Source organism: Clostridium sp. D5 (genome assembly GCF_000190355.1).
Taxonomy (GTDB): domain Bacteria; phylum Bacillota; class Clostridia; order Lachnospirales; family Lachnospiraceae; genus Faecalicatena; species Faecalicatena fissicatena_A.
This window is the reverse complement of the sequence record NZ_GL870810.1, coordinates 12,709-38,184: the sequence shown is the minus strand read 5'-3', so window position 1 is coordinate 38,184 and position 25,476 is coordinate 12,709. Positions and strand designations below refer to the sequence as shown.

The window sequence follows — 25,476 nt, the reverse complement described above, 5'->3', positions numbered from 1 at the left end:
TTTCCCGGGATATAGAGGTGCAGTTCTTGCCTACAGCGGTGGCAATCTGTTTAAAGGACTGCTGCTCGGAAAGCATTTGTGAGATTGTGATTCTGTCTTCTAATGATAAATGTGTTTTCTTCATAATGAAATCCTCCAATCGTATTCCCAGACACGACTGGAAGAATCATACAAAATTTGTCACACTTAATGCAACATTTCGGATTCTTAAAGTAAATGCAACCGATAATGGACATAGGGGTTGCATTTACTTTGAAAATTTACATCATTTTAAAATAATGGATGTTTTCAAAAAAACAGTTGAAATTCATAGAAAAAAGAGATATAATAATCAAGGTTCGTCTCACGGACCACAGGCTGAAATAGCTCAGTTGGTAGAGCACTTCACTCGTAATGAAGGGGTCGTCGGTTCAAGTCCGATTTTCAGCTTTCGCAAAAAAGGCCGCAAACCCGGTGTTTTCAAGGGGGTGCGGCTTTTTTGATGCTCTTTTGGGGACCGAACGTATTTTCGAAAAATCCCCGCTAAGATAGTCGTATTATGACGGGCTATTATTTCCTATCTCAAGGGCTCAATATATGGATGGATTGATGCCAGCCATTTTAGTTTTTAGTCCACATATTTAATGTCCAGAAAATAATAAAAATCAGTTACATTCTTAGATATTGACATGCTAGGATTTTCTAACCGCCCTCTGACTCTCCTTATTACCTCTCTGTATGAATCCCAATAGTCCTCTTTCTTTGTCGGTTCTGTTGGATTTCTTGTGCTTACTACCATGTAAACTTGTTTTCCTAAGCCATCTACTATCTTTTCGTCAACAAGATATCCCTCATGAATAATCCCGGGTATATAAATGCCTGTTTCTTCATATACTTCATTTGCACTCACACCCCATATATTAGCAATATAATCTGTGGTATAAAAATCTGTATTGAATCCATTAAATACAACTGAATATTGTTCTGTTAGCATAAAAACTCCAAAAATGTATGCTTTGTAACTAATATATGCATTTCTCGAAATCCTGTTTTGCATTAACCGTTTTGTTGCATTACCTCAAACAAACATCTGTTTCTTATTCTTATAACGTTATAATTGTTTTCCCAGAAGATCATCCACTGAAACTTTAAAAATATCTGCGATTTTGACGTAAGTTAATCGCCGTATGATTGTTTACTTAATATGAGGGAGCTATCTCCTCACTACTTTAGCTCCTTTCCCACCACATGAAAAGCCCGGTATCCTGATTATGGATCCGGGCTTCTCATTTATACCCGAAACCAAATCAGATAATGCAAAGGAAGCAGCACCTGGAGCAGATGTCCCTGCTGAATATCAAGTTACATTAAAAAAAGCCGCCAGCTACAGCGACATGATTTATATGTCTAAAGCTGGAATATATGCTCCACTCACTTCCGAACATGGTGAAAACTTTCATCCCAAATCTAAATTAAAACAGGAGCAGCTATGCCGCTCCATTAAGTAACATTTTCACCCCCAGGATATATGCACTCAATTCCCAGTTCCGAGAATATTCCAAGCCACTGTTTCCCCGGCCTTTTATCGGTAACAATCTTATCGATATCCTTAAGCCGTCCGATTTCAGTAAAAGCTGTTTTCTCGAACCTGCTGCTGTCTGCAGCCAGGATCCGCTCCTCTGCTGCCAGCAGCATAGTGCGTTTATTCTGGGCATAATAACCATAGCCTTCTGTCAGTCCGGCATCAATATCTATCCCCTCGCAGGATATGATTGTCTTATCAGCCTTCAGAGAGCTTAAGACACGATCTGTCTGCGGGCCGACAAGCGCATTTACTCCTTTTTCCAATGCGCCTCCTGCCAATAGAATGGTCCACCCTTTCTTTCCCTGCAATCCAAAGACAATTTCCACCGAATTCGTTATTATCGTAAGGTTTTTCTTATCTTTCAGCTCATGAGCGAGATGGGCTGATACCGGGCTCGCATCCAGCATAATCCGGTCACCGTCTTTGATTTCGTTTGCAGCCAGTCCGGCAATTTCCTTTAATTTTTTGTGATCCATCCTCCACCTCTCATGTCCAGAGACTATCTGACTGCATTTTCAGGATCTCATCATGATATCCTTCATGATTTTCTCGGCCGCATCTCTGTTATACTCATAGAGCCCTATTATCCCCAATATATATGGATGAAATTGTATTTTCTGCATTTGTTTTGCAAATTCATATGCCGCTATTTCCCCCGCACTGTCCGGAGAAATTGTTTTCGTTATAAATGGCACTGGTTTAATTTTGAAAGATATACCCGCATTTTCAAAATTTTCTTCCACGTCTTCATAATAATGGTACAACTCATGATAGAAAAGTACATGACTCGGCTCGAAGTCTCCCAATTCTTTACTGATAACAGCTTTATTTATGTCCAGGCTCCTGAGCAGCCTTCTGGATATCCGAATGTTGTTATCGTGATACTCAGCAAAATTGATAGAATCGGGCATAATAAATTCTTTATCCTCCACCACGCTCACTTTTAGACTGTTCCTTTTAACGAGATGGTCAATCTCTTCGCCTTCGCGTGATGCCTCATATGCTTTTTTCCGACCTGCTTCTTTTGCCCTGCTGATGATATTCCGGCACATTTCCTTTGTATAATGCCTGTAAAACATATCCAGACGCAGTATATATGCATCCCATTCCTCATCAGAAACAGCTTTTAAAGATGAAATCACTTCTGCCAGTCCGCTGCTCATTTTTATTGCCTCCATTATTAGATTGCCTGTCTTACCCCAATCATTGTAGCCGATTCACCAGCAGGCATGCCGCTGATTTCAGCATTGATAATTCCTGATCCCTGCTCCTGGCTGGATACACCGGAAACTTCTATGATTCTTCCGCCTACTACAATAAACAGATCCGGACAGATGATCACGTCACCTTTATATGTACTCAGCTCATCAAACAGCTTCTTGAAATCGGTCTCAAGGGACCCGATTGTAGAGTTCACTACCGATCCCTGCGCCGTCTGGAGTTTTATGAAGCCTTTCTGATCCAGAACTCTGATTGCATAATTAATCTGAGGCTTTCTTCCAAACTTTTTCTCCGAGCGTTCCTGCGTATATACATACATTGCATCCGTCTTCCCTGCAAGTTCTACTTTTTGACCAGCATTCCCAAAAGATTCTGATGCAATTTTTTCCGCCTCTTTTTCATCCACTGCTTTCATCATATCCGTTGTCTTTACTTCCGTTGAACCCATGGCGGATACAGATACCCTCTGCTTTTGGTTATCGATTTCAACCACAGTCTCGATACTGTCCGGTGCTGCGCCGAGTTTGATCACGGACTCGACTGCTTCCCTGCGTATGGCCGTAATATCGGCTTCTGTAGGATTGGGAATGACACGTTCCACCGTATCGCGGACCATGGCAAGCGCAACGCCTATTGATGAAATCACATCGGCATTCTGAGGTATTTTGTACTTGATGTTCATTTCCTGTCCCATAAACGGTATCAGTGCTGCTGCACCTCCGCCGCATCCGACTAACACGGCCTGATCTGAGTCCAGTTTATACTCCGCTATCAGATCTTCCACGACCGGAATCAATTTTGAACAAGCTATACTCAAAATCTGCCGCGCCGCATCTTCCACCGATACCCCCAGATAATCTGCCAGTGGCTTCATCGCTTTTTTGGCTGCTGCCTGATTCCCATATGCATAGAACTCGGGGCTCGTTAGTCCCAGAACATTTGCTGCGCACGTGTTTGTAATCGTATAATTTTTGCCGTTTTTACATCTGATTGCACAATAATCGGAAGGATCGCCTTTCTTTGGTGTCACAAAATACAGCTCCGGTTCCACAATATCTTCTTCGTTGGCAAACGCGCTGTATGGAAGTCCTGCGATGTGTGCACTCCTTGGTCCTACATCAACCAGTTTTCCCTTATCCGCCCGCACCATGCTTCCGCCTGCTACTCCCAAAACACGTACGTCCAATGAGTTTACATAGGTTCGGTATCCTGCCAGTTCCGCATGCCTGATGGTAGGCCTTCCATTTTTAATAACTCCGATGTTTGTACTGGTACCGCCCACCTCAAAATAAATCCCTACCGATGCCCGTAAATACATCAGTGCACCTACAACACTTGCCGTTGGTCCCGACATCATAGAAAGAATCGGTCTTTTGCGCATTTCTTCTATACTCATAACACCGCCGTCGCCCCTCATGATCATAAGAGGCGCCTGAATTCCGGTTGCCTTGACACTTTTCTCGGTGGAATTTGCCGTGTCCAGCATTTTAGGAAGTATACTTGCATTTACCGCAGCAGTCCGGGTTCTTGTTGTCAGACCATAAAGCTTACTGATTTCGGAAGCTTTTGTTACCTGCAGCCCTTCTCTTTCTGCCGCTTTTGCAATCAGATTTTCTCCTTCTCCATCATCCACTCCATAGACTTCCGATGCAACAATAATTTCAGCCCCGTCTTTCACAAGAGATTTTATGACTTCACGCGCCGAACCTTCCGTCAGATTCTGGGTGTCCATAAAACGGGTATGTGTTTCTATATGCCTTCCGGTTACCAGAGGAAGATTTCCAAGTTTAGTCTGGCTTTTGACAAGCAGTGAGGAAACTCCTTTTCCGCCCGTTGCTATAATCCCCACGCGGGCCACATCACCTTCCAGCAAGGCGTTTGTTGCCTGAGTTGTACTGTGTGCCAGGAAAATAACATCTTCCGGTGCGATATCGTTTTGTTGCAGGCATTTCTGAAAACACTCTACAACGCCTGCTGCCACTCCCTGCTCACTGTCATGAGTCGTGGGGACCTGCACCTTTCCGATGATCTCAAATGTGTCATTGTCTATCGCAACCGCTTTTGTGTGGGTTCCCCCCACATCGATTCCCATACGTACCTTTCTTTTACTCATAGCTCCTCCATTTTCCCATATTTAATTGATATTCTTCCAACTGCGGTTCTCTACAGGCTTCTTTATCCATGCATATAATACAGAATGCCAAGTATGCAGATACCATATACCCAGCAGACTGGCATCGCAGTCTTAATAAATTCCAGAGGCTTTACTTTTGCATAAGAACATGTCCATACATTGGTAGAATTTGTAGGATCCACACCGCTGTATATAGAATTTCCGGCAAAACACAGGATCCACAGATATGTAACCGGAATTGAACCAACAGCAAAAATCGTTGCATAGATTGCCGCTCCTGCACCAGCAAGGGCCAATGGTCCGCGGTACATAAACAGCGGCAGAAGCACAAGCATAAATATTGTCAGCCCCAATGTTGTCTGCGGAAGAATCCCGCCCAGCGTAGCCTGCAGTACAGGGCGGATGGAAGATGCACCGCTTGCTACCGTATATGCACACGCCATATACATAATCATACCGGCGGATTCCCCTGCACCCTTTTTAAAGCTTTTACTGATCATCGGGAAGATTCTGATTTTTCTGTAAGTTATTTTAGCTGTACATATTGCATAGATCACTCCGATGATAAATGCGGCAAAAATATTTACCTTGAACGCCATCATCAGAATAACAGGAATGATTGTAGCGATGCATACATACCACGGGACAAATGTAATCGTATCACTGTCATTTTCTTTTACGGCCCAGCTTTTTACCTTTTTTACTTTCTTAACTTTCTTCTTCATAGAGAAACTGTACATTACGAGGACGCCTGCAATACTGACCACCAGGCCAACTGCAAATGCAATAAACGCATACGGTGTCCAGGGAGTTGTCATTGTCTCAGGAATCTCATCTATATATGAGAGAAGGCCCCGCATTACAATGTATTGGGATACGTTCAGCAGCTGCCCCACCGCCACCGACACACCATATGCGACGATGGATATTCTTGAGGGTATTCCCAGTGATATCATAACAGGAAGTACGATAACGCCAACGGCAATTACCGGTCCGATACTATAAAGGGAAGTAAACATAACGCTTACAACAATCATAATAATTGCGATCAGAACTTTCGGATTATCCCCTCCAAGCTCTACCGCCGTTCGTATAATTGTTTTTACAATTCCCGTCTCTATCATGACCTGTGCAAACCAGGCGCCAAAAATAATAGTCATAAATGAGACTGCCTGATTATTAAACTGTCCCGATATCAAATCATTTAAGATGCCTCTGAGATTCATCCCGCCAAGAACTGCCCACAGGATACCTGTGCAAAGCAGCACCAGAGACGGGTTATATCCTTTCACAAGAGCAACGATCATAATTACATACGAAATCAAAAATAACGCTAATAAAATATTTTCTATACTAAACATGGTGTTTTCCTTTTCCTTTCAGTATTATTGATTTCTGCGCTTTATTCTTTTGTACCATGAAATTGCTTCTTTTCACACAACATCAAATGTTCCGCAACCAGACACAGCTCCTCTTTTTGGTTATACACCTGAAGGCTCTCCACAACAAACCCTTTATCGGGGTGTTTTGGACTATCATACTTATCTTTTAATAAAACTTTCACCTTTATGGTGTCACCGATAAACACCGGGCGGATAAATCTAAGTTTATCATATCCATAAGAAAATGCTACCGGATTAATCAATGTTGCTGTCATACCCACACCCACGCTGAAAATCAGTGTCCCATGGGCAATCCTTTTTCCAAACTCCGTTCCCTTTGCGAATTCCGCATCCATATGGTGCGGGAAGAAATCCCCGGTCTGCCCCGCATGAAGTACTACATCCGTCTCCGTAATCGTCCGGCCTATGGATTCCCGGACTGCCCCAACCTCATAATCCTCATAATAAATTGTCTGTTCCATCTTTTCTCTCTCCTTTATAAATATTGCTCATTGTTCTGCCCCAGCATCGGTACCGGCTTGTCGCTGTAATACCGCTCACCGTCTATTGTAATCGGACATCGTGTAGTCTGAAAAACGGTGTTTCTGTCCCTCCTGATGTCCTGCAGCATTCCCAGAACCTGAAATCCCTCCTCTTGAAACAGTTCATCCCAATTCAATACCCTGGAACACCAGATGTCAGCTGCCTCCAGAATCCCCAGCCAATGCTCCGCTGTATTCTTCATCAGATGTTCTTTCAATATTTCTTTGATTGCATCTCTCTTTGTTGCCCATTCACTTTCATCTGTATACTTCAGCAGTTCATCACAGCCCAGAAGCTGTCCCAGAACAACGATGGAACACATAGCGATTGCCAGATATCCCTCTTTGGTCTCATAGACGCCATACGGAGCAGAAATGTATGCATTCGCGTTGTTTACGCTGCATCGCTGGGGGCGACAGTGACCATCATTGAGATAGGTCGTTAATACCTCAAACTGAACATCTGTAATAGATTCCAGAAGATTGACCTGAATATATCCTCCTTCCCCAGTATTTTCTCTGCGGATCAAAGCAGAAATGATTCCCTGAACCAGATATTGGCCTGCAAACATATCCGCAATCGACAATCCCATCGGAGTCGGCGCATCCCCCGCATTTCCATTAAGCCAGGGAAGCCCTGACAGACTCTGGGCGAGCAGATCCTGACCCGGTTTCTTTGCCCATGGCCCCTCGCTTCCATATCCGCTCACTTCTGCATAGATCAGCCTGGGATTCCATTTGCGGATATCCTCATATGACAGGCCCAGCCTCTCTGCCACGCCTGGCCGGAAACTGAACACTCCTACATCCGATTCACGGATCAGTTTTTCCAGGCTTTTTTTACTTTCTTCCGCTTTCAGATTCAGGCAGATGCTGTCCTTATTACGGTTTACCGCACAGAACAGAGGGCTTTCTCCCTCAATTTCACAATCCGGCACCCTGAGATTCCGACAGCCGTCCCCCACGCCTTCCCGCTCTACTTTTACAACCTCCGCTCCTAAATCTGCCAGGCGGAGCGTTGCAGAAGGCCCTGCAAGATATTGGCTGAAATCCAGTACTTTGACTCCTTCTAAAGGCCTCATGCTTCCACCTCCCCTATCTCCTGTCTGATTTTCTCCGTATCCGCCCCGAGTTTCGGACCCGGGCGCCTGGAATAATACGCTTCCCCATCTACTTTAATCGGACATCTCGATGTGACGATTTCCCGGCCATCCGACAATTCCAGTGTCTGTAAAAACTTTAATTCCTTAAATCCTTCCGATTCCAGCATCTTTTCCCATGTATAGACTTCACAGCACCAGTAGTCCTCTTTCTCCAATATAGCCAGCCAATGATTTGTGGTCTGCTGAATCAGCCTGCTCCCGATCAGCTTTTTTATCTCATCCCGCTTGCCAAATTCGTCTCCCGGGCCATATTCATTCAGCTCTGGAAGTTCCAGATAAGACGCCAGGTCTTTTAAGCTGCCCTGTGATAATGCGATACAGCCATCCCGGGTCCGGTATATGCCATATGGTGCGGCCAGATATGGATGTGCATTATTGTATTCTGCACGTACCGGCAGTTTTTTTCCGCCGTTTAAATATGCGGTAATCCCTTCAAACTGCATATCCAGTGCAGACTCCATCAGGCTCACCTGAACCTGTGCTCCCCTTCCCGTTTTTATCCGTCTGTACAATGCCGCCAGAATTCCTTCTGCAAGGTGAACGCCGGTATAGGAATCTACAACAGACAGCCCAAACGGTGTCGGCGGGTTCCCACCGTTTCCGTTCAGCCACGTCAGCCCGGACATGGACTGAACCACCAGATCCTGCCCGGGCTTTTTCGCCCATGGCCCTTTATCCCCATATCCGGTAATTGTTCCATAGACAATGCGGGGATTTATCCCCCTTACATTTTCATAATCCAGTCCATTCTTTTTCATGACTCCCGGCCTGAAATTTTCAATCATAACATCTGCTTTCTTTATTAGCATTTTCAGGATCTTCAGATCATCCGGATCTTTCATATTTGCACAATAGCTTTCTTTACTGCGGTTAATTGTGTGAAACAGCAGGCTGTCATCCTCTATTACCATGTTCTTAAGAATCGTTCTGCGGCAGTTGTCACCGCTGCCCGGCCGTTCAATCTTGATAACCCGTGCCCCCAGGTCGGCAAGTCGCAGCGAACAGGAAGGGCCTGCCAGATACTGGCTGAAATCCAGCACGACAATTCCCTCTAATGGTTTCATATTGTTTCCTCCTTTGACTGCCGATATAGCCGATTCAGTTTTTCAATCGTCTCTGATGCATTTCCGCCATTCATGACATATTCTCTGACGTAGTCTCCCGCATGATCCTGAAAATACAGATATCCGCTGTACCTTGGGCGAAGGTAAGACTCATCCAGCGTCCGCAGGGTATCGCTGAAGAAATTCATACATCTTCTGTTGCATTCTTCATCCAGCCATGCCTTTCTGTGTCCTGGCTGACCACCGTTATCAAAATACAATGTTTTCTGGATATCAGGTGACACGGCATATTTTGCAAATGCAGCTGCTGCCTCCTTTTCTCTGCATGCACTGGAAACAGCAAGTCCCGTACCACCTAATACGGTTCTGCAGTTTTTCCCCTGGTAGGTAACCACATTTCCCGCCTTCAGCAGATGTTCTGCATACCCGGCCCGGGAATAATTTGTATAACCATAGGCAAAGGGGCAATAACAATACTGATCCCCCGACGCCAAAGCCTCATGGACTTCTATCGGATCCCACTCAAACATGGTGCGGCTGCACATCGAAGCAAGCCGCCTCATATCCTCCAGAATTTCAGCTCCCGCCTGTTTCTCTATGACTTCTTCCTCCGTAAACATTTCCTTTCCGGAAGTAATTCCAAACATGTAAAAATCCATCAGCAAATTGATAGGAATCCCTGCGTAAATCACCTTGCCTGTTTTAGCAAGCTCCAGAACATCCTCAAATGTCTCAGGAATCCGCGGGACTTTTTCAAAATAGTCGGGCCTGTAAACCGCAATTGGTGTGGCCGCATCTATAGGAAGAGCACTCTGAAATCCCTCGAAATTATAACTTTCATAGGATGCTCCCACTGAATTTTCGCGCTGCTCATTCAGATACTCCTCCTCCAGATAATCCTGCAGGGGAAGTAGAATCCCATGCTTTGCCGCAAACCCCGCCCAGGGATGGTCAATAATCAGTAAATCGTACATCTCTGCCAGTTTTTCAATGGGCGCATCTGCAAATTCCTGCAGGGATCTTTTTTCCCAGACGATATCAACCTCCTGATTCAATTCTGTAAACCTCTGTGACACAGCTGTAATAGATGTATACCCTCTGCTGTGATTCCAGGTAATTCCTTTCAAAACCTTTCTACTCATCTTTCACCTCGTTTTGGTACTACCAATTTTTTCTTAAATTATGATCTCACAAGTTCAATATGTCAATATGTACTTTTCTACAAACAAATTTACGATTTTATGTGTATTTTGCACTATTGTCTTTCGTTTTTCACTGTATTATACTATATTTAAATATAATATTTGGTATTACCATATTGTTATATATTTTATTTTAATTGGTTTTATACATATCAATGTTTATTTTGGTAGTACCAGCGTTTTGAAAGGAATGAATACTATGACAAACAGTAAAGAAATGATCTCGGCATCCATCAGTATCTATGACCAGGACAATCATATCTGTGATTCTGCCATGCAGACTTTATGGGAGAAAAACTTAAAAGAAGGAGCCGATGGTTTCTTCATCGGAGGAAGCGTAGGCGAATGCTTTCTGCTAACCACAGAAGAACGAATCCACATGTTTGAACTTGCTTCCCAATACGTTAACAGAACCAGAGTTTATGCTCATGTGGGCGCAATCGGCACCGATATCGCCATCGATATGGCCCGGGCCGCCCGCTCCTGCGGAATTACCCACATCGCATCAACTCCGCCCTTTTACTTTGCATTTTCCACAAAAGAAATCGCGCACTATTACTATGACCTTGCTCAGGCCGCCGATGCACCGATTTTATATTACGATATCCCCTCCAGTACGCATGAGAATCTGGACACAGAAGACCCGGAGATACGGGAAATGCTGAAATCAGGAGTTATCGGCGCGGTAAAACACACCAATCTGCAGTCATACCGCATGAAACGCATCAAAGCCATAAACCCCGACATCAAGATTATGGGGGGCTTTGAAAGCCGCATGATCCCCATGCTGAATTATAACTGTGACGGGTTTATCGGAAGCACATTCAACTTCATGCTTCCTCAATACCAAAAGATTATCGAGATGTACGGTTCGCCGTCAAAAACAAACCTGTACAGGGCTATTTCGGATTCAACCGATATCCTTCAGGTTTTACTCGAATGCGGGCTTCCGGCCTCCATAAAATATATCCTTTCCAGACAGGGTATTGAAGCCGGTACCGTCCGGCGTCCACTATTACCTTTAAGTGGCACAGCAAAAAATAGAATTGATACCGTATTAACCCAAAAGTTAATTTATCACTAATAAATAGCTGGATGCCGCTCCCATTTTGCGCTATAATAAGGATGTTGCGAAAAGCCGCCGACAGGCACAGGCTTTTACACTAATTGAGGAGTTTAATATCAGAACTATGAACGACAACACCAACAATAAAACAGCATCCGATAAAGTGATTGAAAACATTGCGCAAATGATTGTTTCCGGCGAAGTAAAGCCCGGCGAGAAACTTCTCACAGAACGCGCTTTTGCCGAAAAATATAAAGTCACCCGAAGCTGCGTGCGGGAAGCAATCCGCGCTTTGGCTCTGATTGGCATGGTAACGATTCATCCCGGCGGAGGTACTTATGTAGCCGATAACAATGGGAATATTCCCGAGGAAACCGTTGTGTGGATGTATCACCAGAATGTGCACAAATACGATGAGATCTATACGGCCAGAACTTTAATAGAGACAGAAGTCTACCTGGAATGTTTTGATCAGATGAACGAGGAAATCCGGACATACGTCCGGGATGCAAGGGAAATTCTGCTGAATATTGATACCGATAACATCACCGGCGAAGAGATGGAAAAGATATTAAGTTCCATCGATTCCACAATCGGAAAATACTGTGGGAACAGCGTCATGTATAAACTGCTGCTGACAATACTCGCCCTTCGAAAAGAAGACTCCATAAATATCCTTACTTTAATTTCTTCCCGGGAAAGCGCTGTATTTTATAGAAGTAAAATATTGACTGCAATGCTGCAGGATGATAAAAAGATATTAAAAGAAGCATTAAAAAAATTCTTCCTCAATTCATCCAAAGAGCTGCATTTGAAATAAACTCAAAGGGGTCTGACCCCTTTGAATTTTAGAAACAAATAAGTTGCATAAACTTAAAGGGGTCTTACCCCTTTGAGACCCTTTTGAACAAATACGGATTCATGGAAGGATACAGCAGTATAATCAATCCATGATCTCTTTTTCCTTTAGAGAATCAACGCCCGACTGGATATCTAACGATAGCTGATTGCAGTCTACGAGTCGCATATAATTCAGCAAAAAGAGGGCGCTGTTCCCCGCCCCCTACAGTTTTATTCTTATAACATTTCTACTGAATTAAGCAGTTCTTTTCCACATATAGCATGTAATATAAGGCTGCAGGTTGTTATGATCACCGCCTGCTCCGGCGCTTCCTGTGGTACCAGCCTTTGTCGTTACAGTATGAGTATGTGCCCCCCCCGATTTACTTGCTTTTGACACACCATATGCCGCAGCAACACTGGAACCGCCCTTGATCCATAAATTCGCCGCATTATTCGAAAAGTCCCCGGTACTTCCATAAACATCCGATGTATGCGTATGAGATCCTGCTGATGCTGCTGTACCACTCAAAGCTGGTATGCTATGGCTGTGAGAGGGCATCTGTGCTGTTGTTAGATTGTGCGTGGGTGCGCCCCCTGTCTTTTCCACAGTATTAAAATTTGCATCGGAGGTGTTAACACCCACAGGTACTTTTCCTGCCCCCCAGGCGGTCCATGTGCCCCCAAATAAAGTGCCGGGGTTTGTATTCTTAATACTCATATAGATGCTTCCCACAGGATAAATCAAATCCAGCAGTTTTTTCCCACCGACCAGCAGGCTGCCTTTAAAGTCTGCATCCATGCCTACCTCAAAAGCATCCTTCTCACTTACTTTGCCAACCGCCACCCCCTTCCCTGTTGAACGAAAATCCATAAGCGTGAATCCGCTGTTTATGTCAAGCATTGCTGTTGTCGTTGTAAAATAATCCGTGACCCTGAGCCGTAATTTATATGAGGAATCCAGACTCAAAGACACTGAGGTTATAAAAGTACTGTTGTAGGAATACTTGCTTCCACTTAATACCGGTGTCCACGTCTCTGAACCATTTTTCAGGAGTTCTACGGCATAGCTTTTTGTATTTTTATCCCCAACGTTCGAGACACTAAAGTTCAATCCTATACTTAATTCTGTTCCTTCATCATCAAGAACTCCTTCTGCTGTACATCTTGCAGCGGTAAATGTTGTGATTTTAGGATTTGAGTATGCGATGACACTTATGTTCTTTGTAGAAGAAAACGACTTACCACGGCTGTCTGTCACCGTAACTTTTACTCCAACGCTTCCTGAGGCCGTTATATGTCCGGTAGTCACTGAACTTCCCGCGTACACTTTGCCATTAACTTCCGTTTTACATGAAGTAATCCCACTTCCATATATACCAGCAGCATCTGTAACAATATTAAGCTTACTTTTGTTTTGTACATAGGCTGCAAATTGCGCATTTAGTCCAGATGCTGCTTCCGAAATCGTAATACTTTTTATCGAAGGTTTCATAGTGTCTGGAACAGTTGCTGTAAAGTTTACTGTCTTTGTCCCTACCAAAGTTGAGCCGTTATACGTTATGCAAGTAATCTTTCCAGTACCGCTGGTAGTCTTTGGAAGTTGTTCTGCAAGTGTATTGGGAAGGGTCCAGTTCACCGCCCCCCCTGCACCAGTCGCAATATTATTGGATACTTTGCCAAAGGTATAGCTCAACGTGTGGGTAAAGGCACTGCTGGCCCTTGGCAGATTTATCGTTATGTTACTGCCTATCGTGGGTGCATTATTTGACAGAGTTGGGGTAGTTATTCTCTTTATCACGCTTAGCTTTGCGGTATCTGTTGCAGAAAGTGTACCAGGTGAAACGCCTGCCCCAAAATAGACTGTACCTGACATTCCAATCGTCTTGGAACCGTCCGAATTATGAGAAACCACAAATGTCTTCCTGCCAACCTCCTGCCATACATTCTGAGGAATGTTCCAGTTGAATGTAAAACTGACATTTACTGCTGGCTGTGAATCTACCTTTATATTCCAACTTGCATCTCCAGTCAAGTTGTAGCCATAATATGGATAGTCTGTACGACAAAACTCTAAGGCAACCGTCACTTTACTTGTATTATCCGCCACACTAATTTCACTCTCACTGAGCATTCTCACTCTTGTTTCATAATTTGCCATATAATCACCTCACTTTTCCGAATGACAGGTTACCATTTTCACGTGGAGAAAAAGCAAAATTACCAAGTATAAGAGATGATAAAATCTCGGCATCATTAATGTACATTCGCCTGTTACTAATATACGCAACTTCATTCTCATTTTCTAAAAATGATATTCTGTCATTTTTCATTTTCAATGTCAAAGGGTTTCCCTCTATACCAATTATAATTTCTCCGTCAAGAAAACGTATGTGCTTTTTCAATTCATTAAAACTTACATCTGTCCCCGAAGCTAATTCATCCAAATTTGTTGTAAGCTGCCCAAAATTGAACTCAAAGGACTCTTTTGTCTGCTTAAACTGGGTTTTTACATCTTCTATCAGTTCGTCAAGATCGCTCTTTAAAGAAGTTTGCTGCCCCACCACTGATTCTATAGCATCAAACGTTTTTTCAAATGATATATTGGTGCTTTGCGTAAGATCCCAAATATTATTCGTCTGATCGTTTACTATTTCCCATTTGCCCGTAATATCGTTATAGCGCTTAATCAGAGGCAGCTCTTTAGATGTATCACACCAGAGCCTCGTTTTATCTGATGGTTCGGTTGCACTAATTATTGCGGCATCATCGCCCTTATCTCCTTTTTCACCTTTGATTAAAGACCATGTATAATCAGATGCATTTGTGCTTTCTACAGACGTCGTTTTATTGTAAGCAAGACCGATATACGTCTTTCCGGCCGGTTCATCTGACATATTAGCTCCCGCTGCGCTTGTGGCATATTTTATCCATGTAAAATACGTTTTACCGTCTGCACCTTTGCCTCCCGCCACTCCCTGATCACCTTTGGCACCCTTGACCAATGACCAGGCATAGTCACTGTAACTGGTACTTTCTATGTCTGTTGTTTTATTGTAGGCCAGTCCTATATACGATTTTCCTGAAGGATTATCACTCATACCAGTTGTCGGTGTATCTGCGTATTTTAACCAGGTATAATACGCTTTCCCATCCGCTCCTTTCAGCCCCGGAAGCCCCTGCGATCCCTGCGGCCCCTGAGGTCCTGTTGCTCCGGTTTCGCCTTTCATCTTTGTCCAGGAGTATTTTGTAGAATCCGCACTGTCTGCGGATACATAATCTGTATACTGTCCAATGTACAACTTATTTGTACTGTCGGATACGGAAAATCCAGTCTTTCCATCTTCACTGTTTGCATACGCTATATGCAGGTAAGGTGTTTTTCCATCCGCACCTGCTTTTCCCGGAGTTCCCTGCGCACCGTCCGCACCTTTTATCTTGGTCCACGCATATTGGGAAGGAATTGTACTGTCTGTGGCTGTGTTATCTACATACATTCCGATATACGTCCGGTTGCTGTCAGATACGGAAAAGTCTGTATTTCCATCCGCACTGTTTGCATATGCGATATGCGTATAGTTGTTCGTTCCGTCTGCACCTTTTACCCCCTGTATCCCCTGCTCACCCTTTGGACCCTGCAGTCCCTGCAGCCCCCGTTCGCCCTGGATACCCGTATCGCCCTTGTCACCTTTATCACCTTTGTTTCCATAAACTCCTGTTACTCTCGGTGTGGTATTGTCACTGCTTTTATCCGTATAAATATACTCTTCATATATCCAAAGATATTTGTTGATTTCCGTCAGCATTGGTATTGAACTTTGCCATCCGGCACTGTTTATCGTTATCCCGGTATTCTGAGAAGAAACCAGATAGTATGTTTTTCTTTCTTCTATTCCGATTCCGGTTTCTCCCTGATCCCCCTTAACGCCCATATCACCTTCTATTTTCTTCCATATGTACGTTTTGGGATCTGCTGAATCAGGCTGATAAAGGTCTACATAGATTCCCAGCCAGCTTCCCGCTGTTTCGCCGCCGTTCTCAGTAAATGTTGCTCCACCGTCATTAGAATATTTAATGTGCAGATAAGATGTATTTCCATCCTGTCCATTTTCCCCGGAAATCCCCCGGTCTCCCTGAGGCCCCTGTGCCCCTGTCAGCTGCTGCCATTTATAATCCCCAGGATCATTTGAATCTTCCTCTTTGAAATCAACATATGTACCAATATATTTGTCTGAAATTTCGGTCATTTGTGACGCAGTTGGATTTAAAACCGGGCTGTATTTCACATGAAAATATGAGGATGTTCCCGGAATTCCAGATGGACCAGGCATCCCCTGCTCCCCCTTTTCACCCTTAGGGCCCTGCGGCCCCATATCACCCTGATTTCCTTTTTCTCCAGATGGTCCCTGCTGACCGTCTGTACCATCAACAATATTCGTAACAGTAGCTTCATACGTTCCGCGGATTTTCGTACCCTCCAGTGCCTCAAATCTAAACACTGCTTTTCCGGATACATCCGTGGCTTTTACAGGTAAAGAGGAACCCGTACCGACGGCGAGATTGTCTTTATACCACTTTATCTTCACATCCGCAGTTATATCTTCACCATTATCCATCACAGAAGCCATAAGCGTTGTTTCCCCCTGGCCATTTTTAAAGGTTATACCATTGTCCGTTATAATAGAGCAGGAATATACTTTATTTGCTGCAATCCTAGTATTCATCTTTTTCAATAACCTTGGATCTATTTGGCTTTGTAATTCTTTGAAATTACTAAATGTAGTCTTGCTGATAGAAGGATCAGAAAAACTCCTGGACTGTTCCGTAACTCTTGCCTGCAGATACAGTGGCGGATTATACTCGTCGTCTGCAATCGTAATAGTATCGCCAATATCCGTATCAAAATATCCATCCACTTCGTACTGAACCTGAGGCACGCAATACGTTTTCAGTTCCTTAAGCGCCTCCTCATACAGAGTATTGGCGTTTTCAGCATCGCACTCCCATATTTTAGCTATATACCGCTCGTTTTCATTCATCATTAAATTAGAGGGAAAACGGTCTCTGGCCTGTACTGCATAGATATTGCCATTGTTTTTAGGGCTTATAAATTCTACCTCTCCCTTTGCATCCAGTTCCGTTTTATCTAACCCCATAACGGTAAGGCCATCCTTGCCGGTTGCCCGTATCGCAGTATACAGCTCTGTTATATCGCTGGTTTTCGTAACCCCTTTTACATTCTTTCCATACCGCAGTATCATGTCGGTCCGGTCAGTGCCCATTCCCTGATCCGTATCAGAATGCTTCCGATATACATTTGCTATAATCCTGTTTAATGAATAATCTTTGTTAAGCCGAGGTACAAATTCAATTTCTGCATTGAATACATCTGCCAGGGAATAGAACCGTGCCAGAATAGTTTCTGTACCCGTCCACTCATTTTTAATTGATTCATCCGTTATTTCGTTTATCCCAAGAGTAACGGTCTGCTCATAGTTGAAAGCCTTCAGATATTCTGCAAATGTCATCGCTTTTTCTGCATTGTATGGACCTTTTTCCTCATTGAGCAGCTCAAATACAAGTGAATATGCCTCAATTTCAATCTCATATTCATCCTGCACCACACGCATAATATTAAAATAATAGTCCTTATTGCGATATCGGAAGGCCAGCTTATTCCCCTCAACTAAATACAGGGAATCCGGATGATCTGCATTGGTTTTGAATGTATAGGTACTCGCTGCGCCTTCCAGATACATATGCAGTTCATCATCATAGTAGTGCATTCCTTCCGGTGCTTCATTGTCTATAAAAGCGCATACGTTATCGTATGCGCTCAATACTGCAATTCTAATATTGTCCACTATAAAAATGCCTCCCTTATCTTTGCATATATTGTAGGTTTCGGGGAACAGAATTCCGAACAGTAAAACTGTACTTTCATTTCCCCCGGCGGGGCAAGAAAATACTTGCTGCCAACAATCTCATCTCCCAGGCTTTCCACTCCATCAACATAAAATTTTGTTTTATTTCCGTCCACATATGCAAAACTACCCTGCGCATATCTGTTAGGAATATTGTACCAATAATTTACATTATCTTTTTGAAATGAAACGCTGTTAAAATACATCCTGTTTACCAGATTCTCCGCACCGCATGTTCCAAATTGCCCCAGAAAAACAGTTAGTGTCAAAGCTTTCTTATCTTTCATCTCGGGCATCTGGAAACTATGTTTTATGCCATTACAATAAAACTCAAACTTTGCTCCCATCTTTTTAATGTATATGGAACCTTTATCTGCACTTGAGCTGGATTTGCTGTTTGGCGTATAAGATACTCTTTTTCTTTCTTTTGTATTTATATGCATAACATATACTGCCTCATTTGCCACAATATTAGATTTAAATATGTGGATAGACGCCAAATGCTTTCCATCGGTATCTCCAATTGTAAGCTGTAGCAATCCGGTTTCTTTTACTCTGGCAGTCTGAAACCAAACTTGTGCCCGCGCAGTAAAGTTAACGGCGCCGGATGCCCCGCCTGAATCTGCTGGAATCGTAACTTTTTTACAGGCCCCATGCCATTTATTTCCGGTTCCCACATTATCCAGCCCCAACCACTGTTTGCCATTAATTGTAGTTGTCTTAAAAGTTCCATTTTTAGGAAAATTCTCAGCCATAACACCCTGGCCGTCTGTCATCGCCGAAAAATCTGCTGCGGTCTTATAGTCAATCAATCTCTGTGATTTCTGCCGTATTTCTTTGTCAACCTCGTCTGCATCTCCAAACTGAAGTACTCCCAGATCTGATACAATACCAATGTATCCATTTTCATGGTTGTGAGTTATTCCGTAATTTATGGAAACCGCCCCCGCTCCATCATTCACAATCGTAGCCTCTAATACACCATTACTTCCTGCTGATGCCTGAAATGTTTTCTCAGTTGCGGCATATTTATATGGATTCGTACAGTAAAACTGAAAACTTCCAGTCACATTCAATGCTCCGCCAGGGATCTCATCACCTGCACTTTTAGTTCCAATAAAATACTTATCCGGCTCATCACGAAAGACAATCTTTGCCTCCTCCTGATTCAAAATCCGGTTCAGCCTGTTAAATCTTTCTCTGAACTCTTCCGGAGTATTCCCCACAAGCTGATATGTTACCGTTATCACTCTTGGTACGAATCTTTTGCTCTGGTATTCTGTACCGTCCGCTTTTCCAATTTGCTGTTCTTCAATTTCAGCCTCCGGCAGTTCGCGCCCGGTTACATACAAGGTGCGGTAACCCTCCACTTCATTTTCAAGGTATACACCATTAATGCTCATTGCCTCGGCCGGAAGGCTGGGACTGTCTTGAACTTCCATAATATCTATAAAGTCATACATTATCTATAGCCTCCCATCCGTTTTAAAAGCTTCTCTTTTCTGTTGATTTCTTCCTGAGTATACACGGCGCTTGCCTTGGCAATCTGTTTACCTTCCAGATTCAGTGGTGCTTCAAAGACATAGGTCTTGTTGCCCTGTTCGCAGACAGCTTCCCTAATATCATTAAGAACCATCCTTAGATATGCGTTGGTCATAGTCTGCCCATCCGTGCCTACAGAGATCCTTCCGGATCCAGATCCGTAACTTCCCGCTCCCAGGAAATCAGATGTGACAACCGGCTGCATTGCATCTGCAAGCCGTGCACTTGCCTTTTCTACCTTTGGCAGCATATTCAGCATACCGATTGCCGGGCCTATCCCTGCGTATTCTCCAATTTTAGTAGTTACTTTTGATGGGGAACCGACTTCTAATGCATCATTCATTATCTGAGCTATTCCGTTAGCAACTTCCCTGGCGGCGGCGTAGACCAACTGTGCACTGTTGTAAATCCCATTGGCCAGACCTGACATGGCAAATGCTCCTACCACTTGCATGCTTGGCACCATACTCATTAGGGCATTAATAATGCTGTTCATCCCAGATATAGCAAGATTCTGTGCATTAGCCATACCGGCCTGTAGAACTTGCCCAAATAGTACCATAGCATTTGTTGCACTGTCTGTAATTCTGTTCATTCCATCAGAAATATTATTTTCAATCGCGGCAACCGATTCACCACATGATGCTTCAGCTTCAACTAGTCTATCTACCGGAACGTTCTGTATAGTATTGCCTAGATCAAATACACTGTTACTTAATCCAGCTGCACTGGCCGATCCCTGAGTACTCATATTTACAAACTCCGTCTGCACAGTTGCACTTGCGTCAAATGTAGTGTTCTTCATGCCATCTGTCATCTGCTGCATGCTCTCTGCTGTACCGGCAACACCCTCTTCATTTTTTCCCGTTATAAAGTCCCATAAACCACTGAAAAGGTTTTTAATTCCCTCAATCACCGATGTTAAAATTTCAGGAATTGCCTGTACAAGCCCCATCCCCAGAGATTTAATAATCTCCCAGCCTGCTGCCAGAATCTGTGGCAACATAGAGCCAATCCCGGTAATCAGCATGAGAATCAACTGTATGCCTGACTCAATAATCTGCGGCAGGTTATTTACAATTCCCATAATTAGCGCTGCAATTAACTGAAGCCCCATTTGGATCAACGTTGGCAGACTTGATACAATCGTATTGATGAGTGTGGCCAAAATTGTCATAACAGAACCAATGATATCTCCGCTCATCAGTCCCTGGAGCAGCCCCATAAGCAGCTGTAAACCAAGTCCAATCAGCTGAGGAATAAACTGAATAATCGAAGTTGCAAAAGTTGTAAGCAGGTTTAGTGCTGCTGGTACAATCTGCGGCAGATTAGCGATTAACCCTTGTATCAATGCAGCTATGATCTGCAGGCCACCTTGCATGACAACCGGCAGATTAACAGTTATGGCATCCAAAAGATTTACCAGCAGACCGCTCCCTGCCTCCATAAATGCCGGAAGGCTATTTACAATGCCGTCTACTAAGCTTTGAATAATCTGTGGTCCCTGTTCTACGGCGATCTGCAGCAAACCATTTATCTGTTCTCCAAATTGGCCCTGCAGTACACCGAGACCAGCAAGTGCCACTCCCGCTACTGCTGCGGGACCTATTGCCTTCAACCCTACGCCCATGACAGAAGATATACCGGAAGCCATGCCGGACATGGCAGATAACCCCACTTTAGATGCTGACTGAAATACGGGTCCAATCTTCTTTACCATTGGGGTTATTTCACTTACTTTATTACGGACCTGGTCTAAAGCTCTCACGGCAATCGGACCATCGCCTGAAAATCTCCCCTTGGCCGAATCACTTTCGAAAGCTTCACTTCTCTTTTTATTTTTGTACATCATATGCATGCCTTTTGCAGTCACACCAATATTATGAACCTTGTTGTCAAGCTTAGAGCCTTTATACAAATCCGATATACTTTTTTTCAAATTTGCCATATTTTTAGCAGCACTTTTAGGAGCTTCTCCTGCCTCTGAAGCAAGCTCTTTCGCTTTGGACATGGAACTGGCAATTGTTTTTGGCATTTCAAGAACTGATGACATTTTCCCTGACAAATTCATAACCTGATCGAATGCTGTTTTTGTTACACTGCCAAACGATTTCATCGCACTGCACAAAGCCTGTAGGTCACCAGTTCCTGCTACACTGTCCATCATCCCGGCTATAGCGTCCGCACAGGATTCAACAGACTTTACAGCAGACCCTGATGCTCCTTCTAAATTTTTAAGGCTGCTAAGCACACTATCAATAGTACTGGTAAACCCATTGTCTCTTGCGCTTATTACTGCCTCCGTATTATAATTCTCCATTCTTCCTCCTTTCCAGAAATTCTATATACCTGCCCGCAGTACTTGAAACAGGCCGTTTCTCGACAGAGTTTCCTCTGGCTTCCTCCAGCCTTTTTTCATAATCAAAGAAGCTGTCAAACCTCTTATACACAGGTTCTGTTCTTCCCTTCCCCTTTTTTCTCTCTGCTTTTACTTCTCTATTCACCCAGGCCTGGAGATATATCCTATACTCCTCATCCACCCTTTTCAGGCGGCAGGCCTTCATTCTGAGCTCATATTCATAGAAAGTCATGCGGTCAATTTCTTCCAGATCATTGATCTCAAGAAAACGCAGACAGTTCAATATAATTTCTTCATAAGTTTCTTCCGAAGAACTGGCATTTACTTCCTTTTCTGCTCTGCCAGACCCAGACTTATCTCCAGCTGTTCCATTTTCAGTCTGGTAGCATTTCCCTTTTTTAGTTCACTGAGCACCTCGTCAAATAAGCCGTTCAGATCTTCACAGTTTTCAATATATTCGTCTATATCGTTGATGGCTGGCCTGCTTTTTTCCATACAGGTACCGGCATAAATGATTTCCGATAAAGCAACTGTATCAAACGTAAAAAGCATGGGAACCTTCAGTTCCAGGCCTGCACCAAATTTTGTTCCGTCTTTTACGAAATAGTTTGATTTATCCAGCTCGCGGATAAATTTAATGCCAAAATGTATGTCCACTTCTTTATTTTTTATATTCAATAACATCTTTCTTCCTCCTTAACGAAAAAAGAGAGGGGATAGCCCCGCTCTCTTAAACTCCTGTTTTCGGTGTATCTGTAAATACATAATCAGCTACTTCCTGCTGCTCCTGAGAAACGGATACGTCTCCGCGTTTTCCGTTGCCGTTGATTCCAAAAGTGAGGGAACATTCTACAAATGCCTCAGCAGAGGATGTCTTTTCAAAACTGGTCAGAAATCCCTGGAAGTACATGCCTTTGAACTTGTCCTCGCCTTCCTTTGCAGGTTCAGCAAGGTTTGCCTCCCAGATCTCGATAACTTCATCATTGTCCATCGCATCTTCCAGTTTATCGATCATTACATCGCCTTTTGACAGGATACTTGTTGCTGTTACTTCCACTTCTGTAGTACCAGGTGTTCTGATGGAACCATCCTTCGTTGCTGTGGTCTCGGTTTCCTTGCTTTTGGTACGTCCATTCTCTGTTGTGAAAGCCAGAAGTGTACCACCTTCTGCTGCGGCATCTTTTTTAATACGATAAAGGTATACTAACTTTTTCCCCTGAATAGCTTCTGCAAATAACTGTAAATTCATTTTTCTCATTCTTTTTTACCTCCGTTAATTAAATTGAAGCTTTTGTTCCATGATGTCATGGCATTCGCTTCTTATGTTGTTTTGTATCCATGCTTCTCTGATCCGTGCATTTTAAGAGGCATGTCATTTTCGGCATATTTGCCTTCCTGTGTCATGCATTGTTAGATGCACACAGTCTGTACAATACTGTACGCTCTTTTTTGAAAATGCTTCTCTGTTTTGGTATAACCGGGATATGTCTCCGGAAGTCGCATTTTCAGCTAGTGACGTGTGATACCCCCTGCTATTTTATACAAGCATAGTCCATTCCCCCTGTTCTGTAAGGACACATTTATCATAAGCCCTTTTAATGCTCTGGTTTTCCAGTAAACTGCCTTATTCGTATTGCCATATTACTTTTTACGGCTTTCCTCTTTCAATTGAGGTCAATTTTCAGTAAACTGTCCTTCACCAATTCCATTGTTCTTTAATGTCTGCAAAAGAAAAAGACAAAATAAAAGATCCAGCTATCGGATCTGTTACTTCAACATTATATAATTCGGACATATTCCGGATATTCTTCAGCCATCATGACGATACCAGTGAAAAAGGAATCAACCATAGCCATACCCGTTTCGGATAATTTATCATATGTCATCTCAGCTTCTCCCGGGGCTATTTTAAAAGTTATATGGTCGGCAGCCACATCCTGAACCGCCCTCAGCATCGCCTGAAATAAAACAGAAACCCCAGCGCATACAATATCACTGCCCGATGCTGCATAACCGGCGTGGCCGTTAACTGTTATCTGGCCCTTGCGGGCTTTCACTTTAATCAATGTTTTATCCCTCCTCAGAAATATCTTTTTAACTTTCGTCCAGCAAATGCTGAATTTTATTTCAGTATACAAAAAGCACCCCTTCAGGGATGCTTCTCGTTTGTATTGCTATATCTATAAAATAGCATACTACTGGTGTTAAATGTGTTAATCCTTCAAATTGTTTTTTTGATCTTGGCAGAAGTCCCTGGCTTCATTATCCTGAATGTCAGACGTGTCTCTATGTATGAAAAACATTTTTAATACTTGTTATTTTTCAGAAGATTCTGTCAGTCGCCCATTAAACTTACAACTCAACTTATCAGATCCTTCATAATTCATTCAAAATACATACACAAATTGTTAAATACTTCATCACAGGTCTCTCACATTTATACCGTATAGTAATAAATATCAAAGGACACAAAACCTTTTTATATAAATTCTCTTTTTCATAACTTTTTCATGACCGGGATATAATCCCGGTCACTCCTTTTTATGATGTAATAGTTTCAACTTTCTTCATAAATCCTGTGTCTTCTCTTAATCATAGCATACACCAATACTTCCATGGTTCAATACAGTTGAATAGTTATTCAAAATTAAAACTTCCATTAGCCATTGGATGTCCAGAAATGAATGATTTCTTTTCAAAATTCATTAGACGGATATATTTAACCGGATTCCTGCATAAATCAGCATCGTTCTTTAACAGCCAATCATCCATTCCAGCCCCTGCTGCTTCATCATGTAAGTAATGAACAGCAGCAGTTAAACAAGTATTGTACCATCTTCCGGACAATTGAATCAAATTCCAGGCATGAGTATACAGTTCATTTTTATACCATTCATAGCCCTGAATAATCCTCGTATTTGTTCCAAGTTTATTAAGAATATAATACATCGTATTACTAAACCCCTGACATACTGCTCTATTTGATACAACAACATCATACATTGAATTTCTACCGATATTTTTAGTCGTAAATGTCCCATCCTTTTTTTGAAAAACTATCGCTTTTAGTGATTTATCATAGCTGCATTTATCAGACAAATATCTATATAAAGCTTTCACTTGCTGCGCCCGCTCCATTGAACTAAGTCCCAGTTGTGCAATAAGTTCATTAACTTTAGCTTCTGCCATCTCCTCTTCGTTCTTTGTGGAATAATAATTAAAACAGTATGTAATTGTTACTGCTCCATTACTATAATTCCCATTAAATTCAACACCCGACATATTATACCAAAGATAATCACCGTTCTCCGCCTTAAGATCCTTGTTAAAACAAGCCTGCGTAAAAATATAACCGGCAAGTGTCTGTATGTCATTCAGCTCTGTATCAATAGAGACTGGAACTAAATTTATTCTTTGAATCAACTGCTCTCTGACATAATCAATTGCACCTTTTACATTCACTATATAGTCCT

General features: G+C 42.9%; 22 protein-coding genes and 1 tRNA gene. 4 read left to right on the top strand and 19 right to left on the bottom strand.

Translation table 11 applies throughout. The features are described from left to right. On the bottom strand, positions 1-124 hold a 124-nt coding region (locus HMPREF0240_RS25185; protein WP_083806133.1), incomplete at its 3' end, for a helix-turn-helix domain-containing protein. Between the two features lie 232 nt (positions 125-356). Here HMPREF0240_RS25185 and HMPREF0240_RS06645 point away from each other — a divergent pair. Next, positions 357-429: transfer RNA gene (locus HMPREF0240_RS06645), tRNA-Thr, on the top strand. 178 nt (positions 430-607) lie between these two features. Here HMPREF0240_RS06645 and HMPREF0240_RS06640 read toward each other — a convergent pair. Further along, complete coding sequence (locus HMPREF0240_RS06640; RefSeq protein ID WP_009002672.1) at positions 608-973, bottom strand: hypothetical protein; 366 nt, start codon at positions 971-973, stop codon at positions 608-610. A gap of 277 nt (positions 974-1,250) precedes the next feature. Between HMPREF0240_RS06640 and HMPREF0240_RS06635 the strand changes: the two genes are divergently transcribed. Beyond that, positions 1,251-1,487, top strand: coding sequence for an Ltp family lipoprotein (locus tag HMPREF0240_RS06635; protein WP_009002671.1), 237 nt, complete (start codon positions 1,251-1,253; stop codon positions 1,485-1,487). Here HMPREF0240_RS06635 and HMPREF0240_RS06630 read toward each other — a convergent pair. From HMPREF0240_RS06630 to HMPREF0240_RS06595, 8 genes are all read right to left on the bottom strand, one after another. Continuing rightward, positions 1,480-2,040, bottom strand: coding sequence for a transcriptional regulator (DeoR family) (locus tag HMPREF0240_RS06630; protein WP_009002670.1), 561 nt, complete (start codon positions 2,038-2,040; stop codon positions 1,480-1,482). The two genes, HMPREF0240_RS06635 and HMPREF0240_RS06630, sit on opposite strands and share 8 nt — an antisense overlap. 39 nt (positions 2,041-2,079) lie before the next feature. Beyond that, positions 2,080-2,727 carry a hypothetical protein gene (locus HMPREF0240_RS06625; RefSeq protein ID WP_035312607.1) on the bottom strand — a complete coding sequence of 216 codons (648 nt, stop codon included), beginning with the start codon at positions 2,725-2,727 and terminating at the stop codon, positions 2,080-2,082. A 17-nt stretch (positions 2,728-2,744) separates the two neighbouring features. Beyond that, positions 2,745-4,898: a hydantoinase/oxoprolinase family protein gene (locus HMPREF0240_RS06620; protein ID WP_009002668.1), complete on the bottom strand. Its 2,154-nt coding sequence runs from the start codon at positions 4,896-4,898 to the stop codon at positions 2,745-2,747. Positions 4,899-4,960: 62 nt separating this feature from the next. Further along, entirely contained in the window at positions 4,961-6,280 is a 1,320-nt protein-coding gene (locus HMPREF0240_RS06615; protein ID WP_009002667.1) for a transporter protein, read from the bottom strand. A 41-nt stretch (positions 6,281-6,321) separates the two neighbouring features. Further along, on the bottom strand, positions 6,322-6,783 hold the full coding sequence (locus HMPREF0240_RS06610) for a MaoC/PaaZ C-terminal domain-containing protein (RefSeq protein ID WP_009002666.1): 462 nt from the start codon (positions 6,781-6,783) through the stop codon (positions 6,322-6,324). 14 nt (positions 6,784-6,797) lie between these two features. Beyond that, complete coding sequence (locus HMPREF0240_RS06605) at positions 6,798-7,925, bottom strand: CaiB/BaiF CoA-transferase family protein (RefSeq protein ID WP_009002665.1); 1,128 nt, start codon at positions 7,923-7,925, stop codon at positions 6,798-6,800. After that, positions 7,922-9,070 carry a CaiB/BaiF CoA-transferase family protein gene (locus HMPREF0240_RS06600; protein WP_009002664.1) on the bottom strand — a complete coding sequence of 383 codons (1,149 nt, stop codon included), beginning with the start codon at positions 9,068-9,070 and terminating at the stop codon, positions 7,922-7,924. Before HMPREF0240_RS06600 ends, HMPREF0240_RS06605 begins: the two co-directional genes overlap by 4 nt. After that, the gene (locus tag HMPREF0240_RS06595) at positions 9,067-10,212 is read right to left on the bottom strand and encodes an extracellular solute-binding protein (protein WP_009002663.1); all 1,146 of its coding nucleotides are present in this window, start codon (positions 10,210-10,212) and stop codon (positions 9,067-9,069) included. The genes HMPREF0240_RS06600 and HMPREF0240_RS06595 overlap by 4 nt, the downstream gene beginning before the upstream one ends. 259 nt (positions 10,213-10,471) lie before the next feature. On the opposite strand from HMPREF0240_RS06595, the gene HMPREF0240_RS06590 reads away from it, so the two are divergent. Beyond that, a complete protein-coding gene (locus tag HMPREF0240_RS06590) occupies positions 10,472-11,356 on the top strand; it encodes a dihydrodipicolinate synthase family protein (protein ID WP_035312606.1) in 885 nt (294 codons plus the stop codon). A gap of 106 nt (positions 11,357-11,462) precedes the next feature. After that, on the top strand, positions 11,463-12,158 hold the full coding sequence (locus HMPREF0240_RS06585; protein ID WP_035312605.1) for a GntR family transcriptional regulator: 696 nt from the start codon (positions 11,463-11,465) through the stop codon (positions 12,156-12,158). Between the two features lie 276 nt (positions 12,159-12,434). Here the strand turns inward: HMPREF0240_RS06585 and HMPREF0240_RS06580 are convergent, their stop codons facing one another. The 9 genes from HMPREF0240_RS06580 to HMPREF0240_RS06540 form a co-directional block, all read right to left on the bottom strand. Next, the gene (locus HMPREF0240_RS06580; protein WP_050794496.1) at positions 12,435-14,339 is read right to left on the bottom strand and encodes a DUF859 family phage minor structural protein; all 1,905 of its coding nucleotides are present in this window, start codon (positions 14,337-14,339) and stop codon (positions 12,435-12,437) included. Positions 14,340-14,343: 4 nt separating this feature from the next. Further along, positions 14,344-18,042: a phage tail spike protein gene (locus HMPREF0240_RS23335; protein WP_009002659.1), complete on the bottom strand. Its 3,699-nt coding sequence runs from the start codon at positions 18,040-18,042 to the stop codon at positions 14,344-14,346. Then, positions 18,042-19,565 carry a distal tail protein Dit gene (locus tag HMPREF0240_RS06570; protein ID WP_035312604.1) on the bottom strand — a complete coding sequence of 508 codons (1,524 nt, stop codon included), beginning with the start codon at positions 19,563-19,565 and terminating at the stop codon, positions 18,042-18,044. Before HMPREF0240_RS06570 ends, HMPREF0240_RS23335 begins: the two co-directional genes overlap by 1 nt. Continuing rightward, positions 19,565-21,964, bottom strand: coding sequence for a hypothetical protein (locus HMPREF0240_RS06565; RefSeq protein ID WP_009002657.1), 2,400 nt, complete (start codon positions 21,962-21,964; stop codon positions 19,565-19,567). Before HMPREF0240_RS06565 ends, HMPREF0240_RS06570 begins: the two co-directional genes overlap by 1 nt. Further along, positions 21,951-22,286 carry a hypothetical protein gene (locus HMPREF0240_RS06560; protein WP_009002656.1) on the bottom strand — a complete coding sequence of 112 codons (336 nt, stop codon included), beginning with the start codon at positions 22,284-22,286 and terminating at the stop codon, positions 21,951-21,953. Before HMPREF0240_RS06560 ends, HMPREF0240_RS06565 begins: the two co-directional genes overlap by 14 nt. A gap of 38 nt (positions 22,287-22,324) precedes the next feature. Further along, complete coding sequence (locus HMPREF0240_RS06555; RefSeq protein WP_009002655.1) at positions 22,325-22,687, bottom strand: tail assembly chaperone; 363 nt, start codon at positions 22,685-22,687, stop codon at positions 22,325-22,327. Between the two features lie 46 nt (positions 22,688-22,733). Continuing rightward, positions 22,734-23,261 (bottom strand): phage major tail protein, TP901-1 family, encoded by a 528-nt coding sequence (locus HMPREF0240_RS06550; protein WP_009002654.1) that lies wholly within the window; start codon positions 23,259-23,261, stop codon positions 22,734-22,736. 520 nt (positions 23,262-23,781) lie between these two features. Beyond that, positions 23,782-24,060: a ribosomal-processing cysteine protease Prp gene (locus HMPREF0240_RS06545; protein ID WP_009002653.1), complete on the bottom strand. Its 279-nt coding sequence runs from the start codon at positions 24,058-24,060 to the stop codon at positions 23,782-23,784. 580 nt (positions 24,061-24,640) lie between these two features. After that, entirely contained in the window at positions 24,641-25,465 is an 825-nt protein-coding gene (locus tag HMPREF0240_RS06540) for a transglutaminase domain-containing protein (protein WP_009002652.1), read from the bottom strand. Positions 25,466-25,476 lie beyond the last annotated feature (11 nt).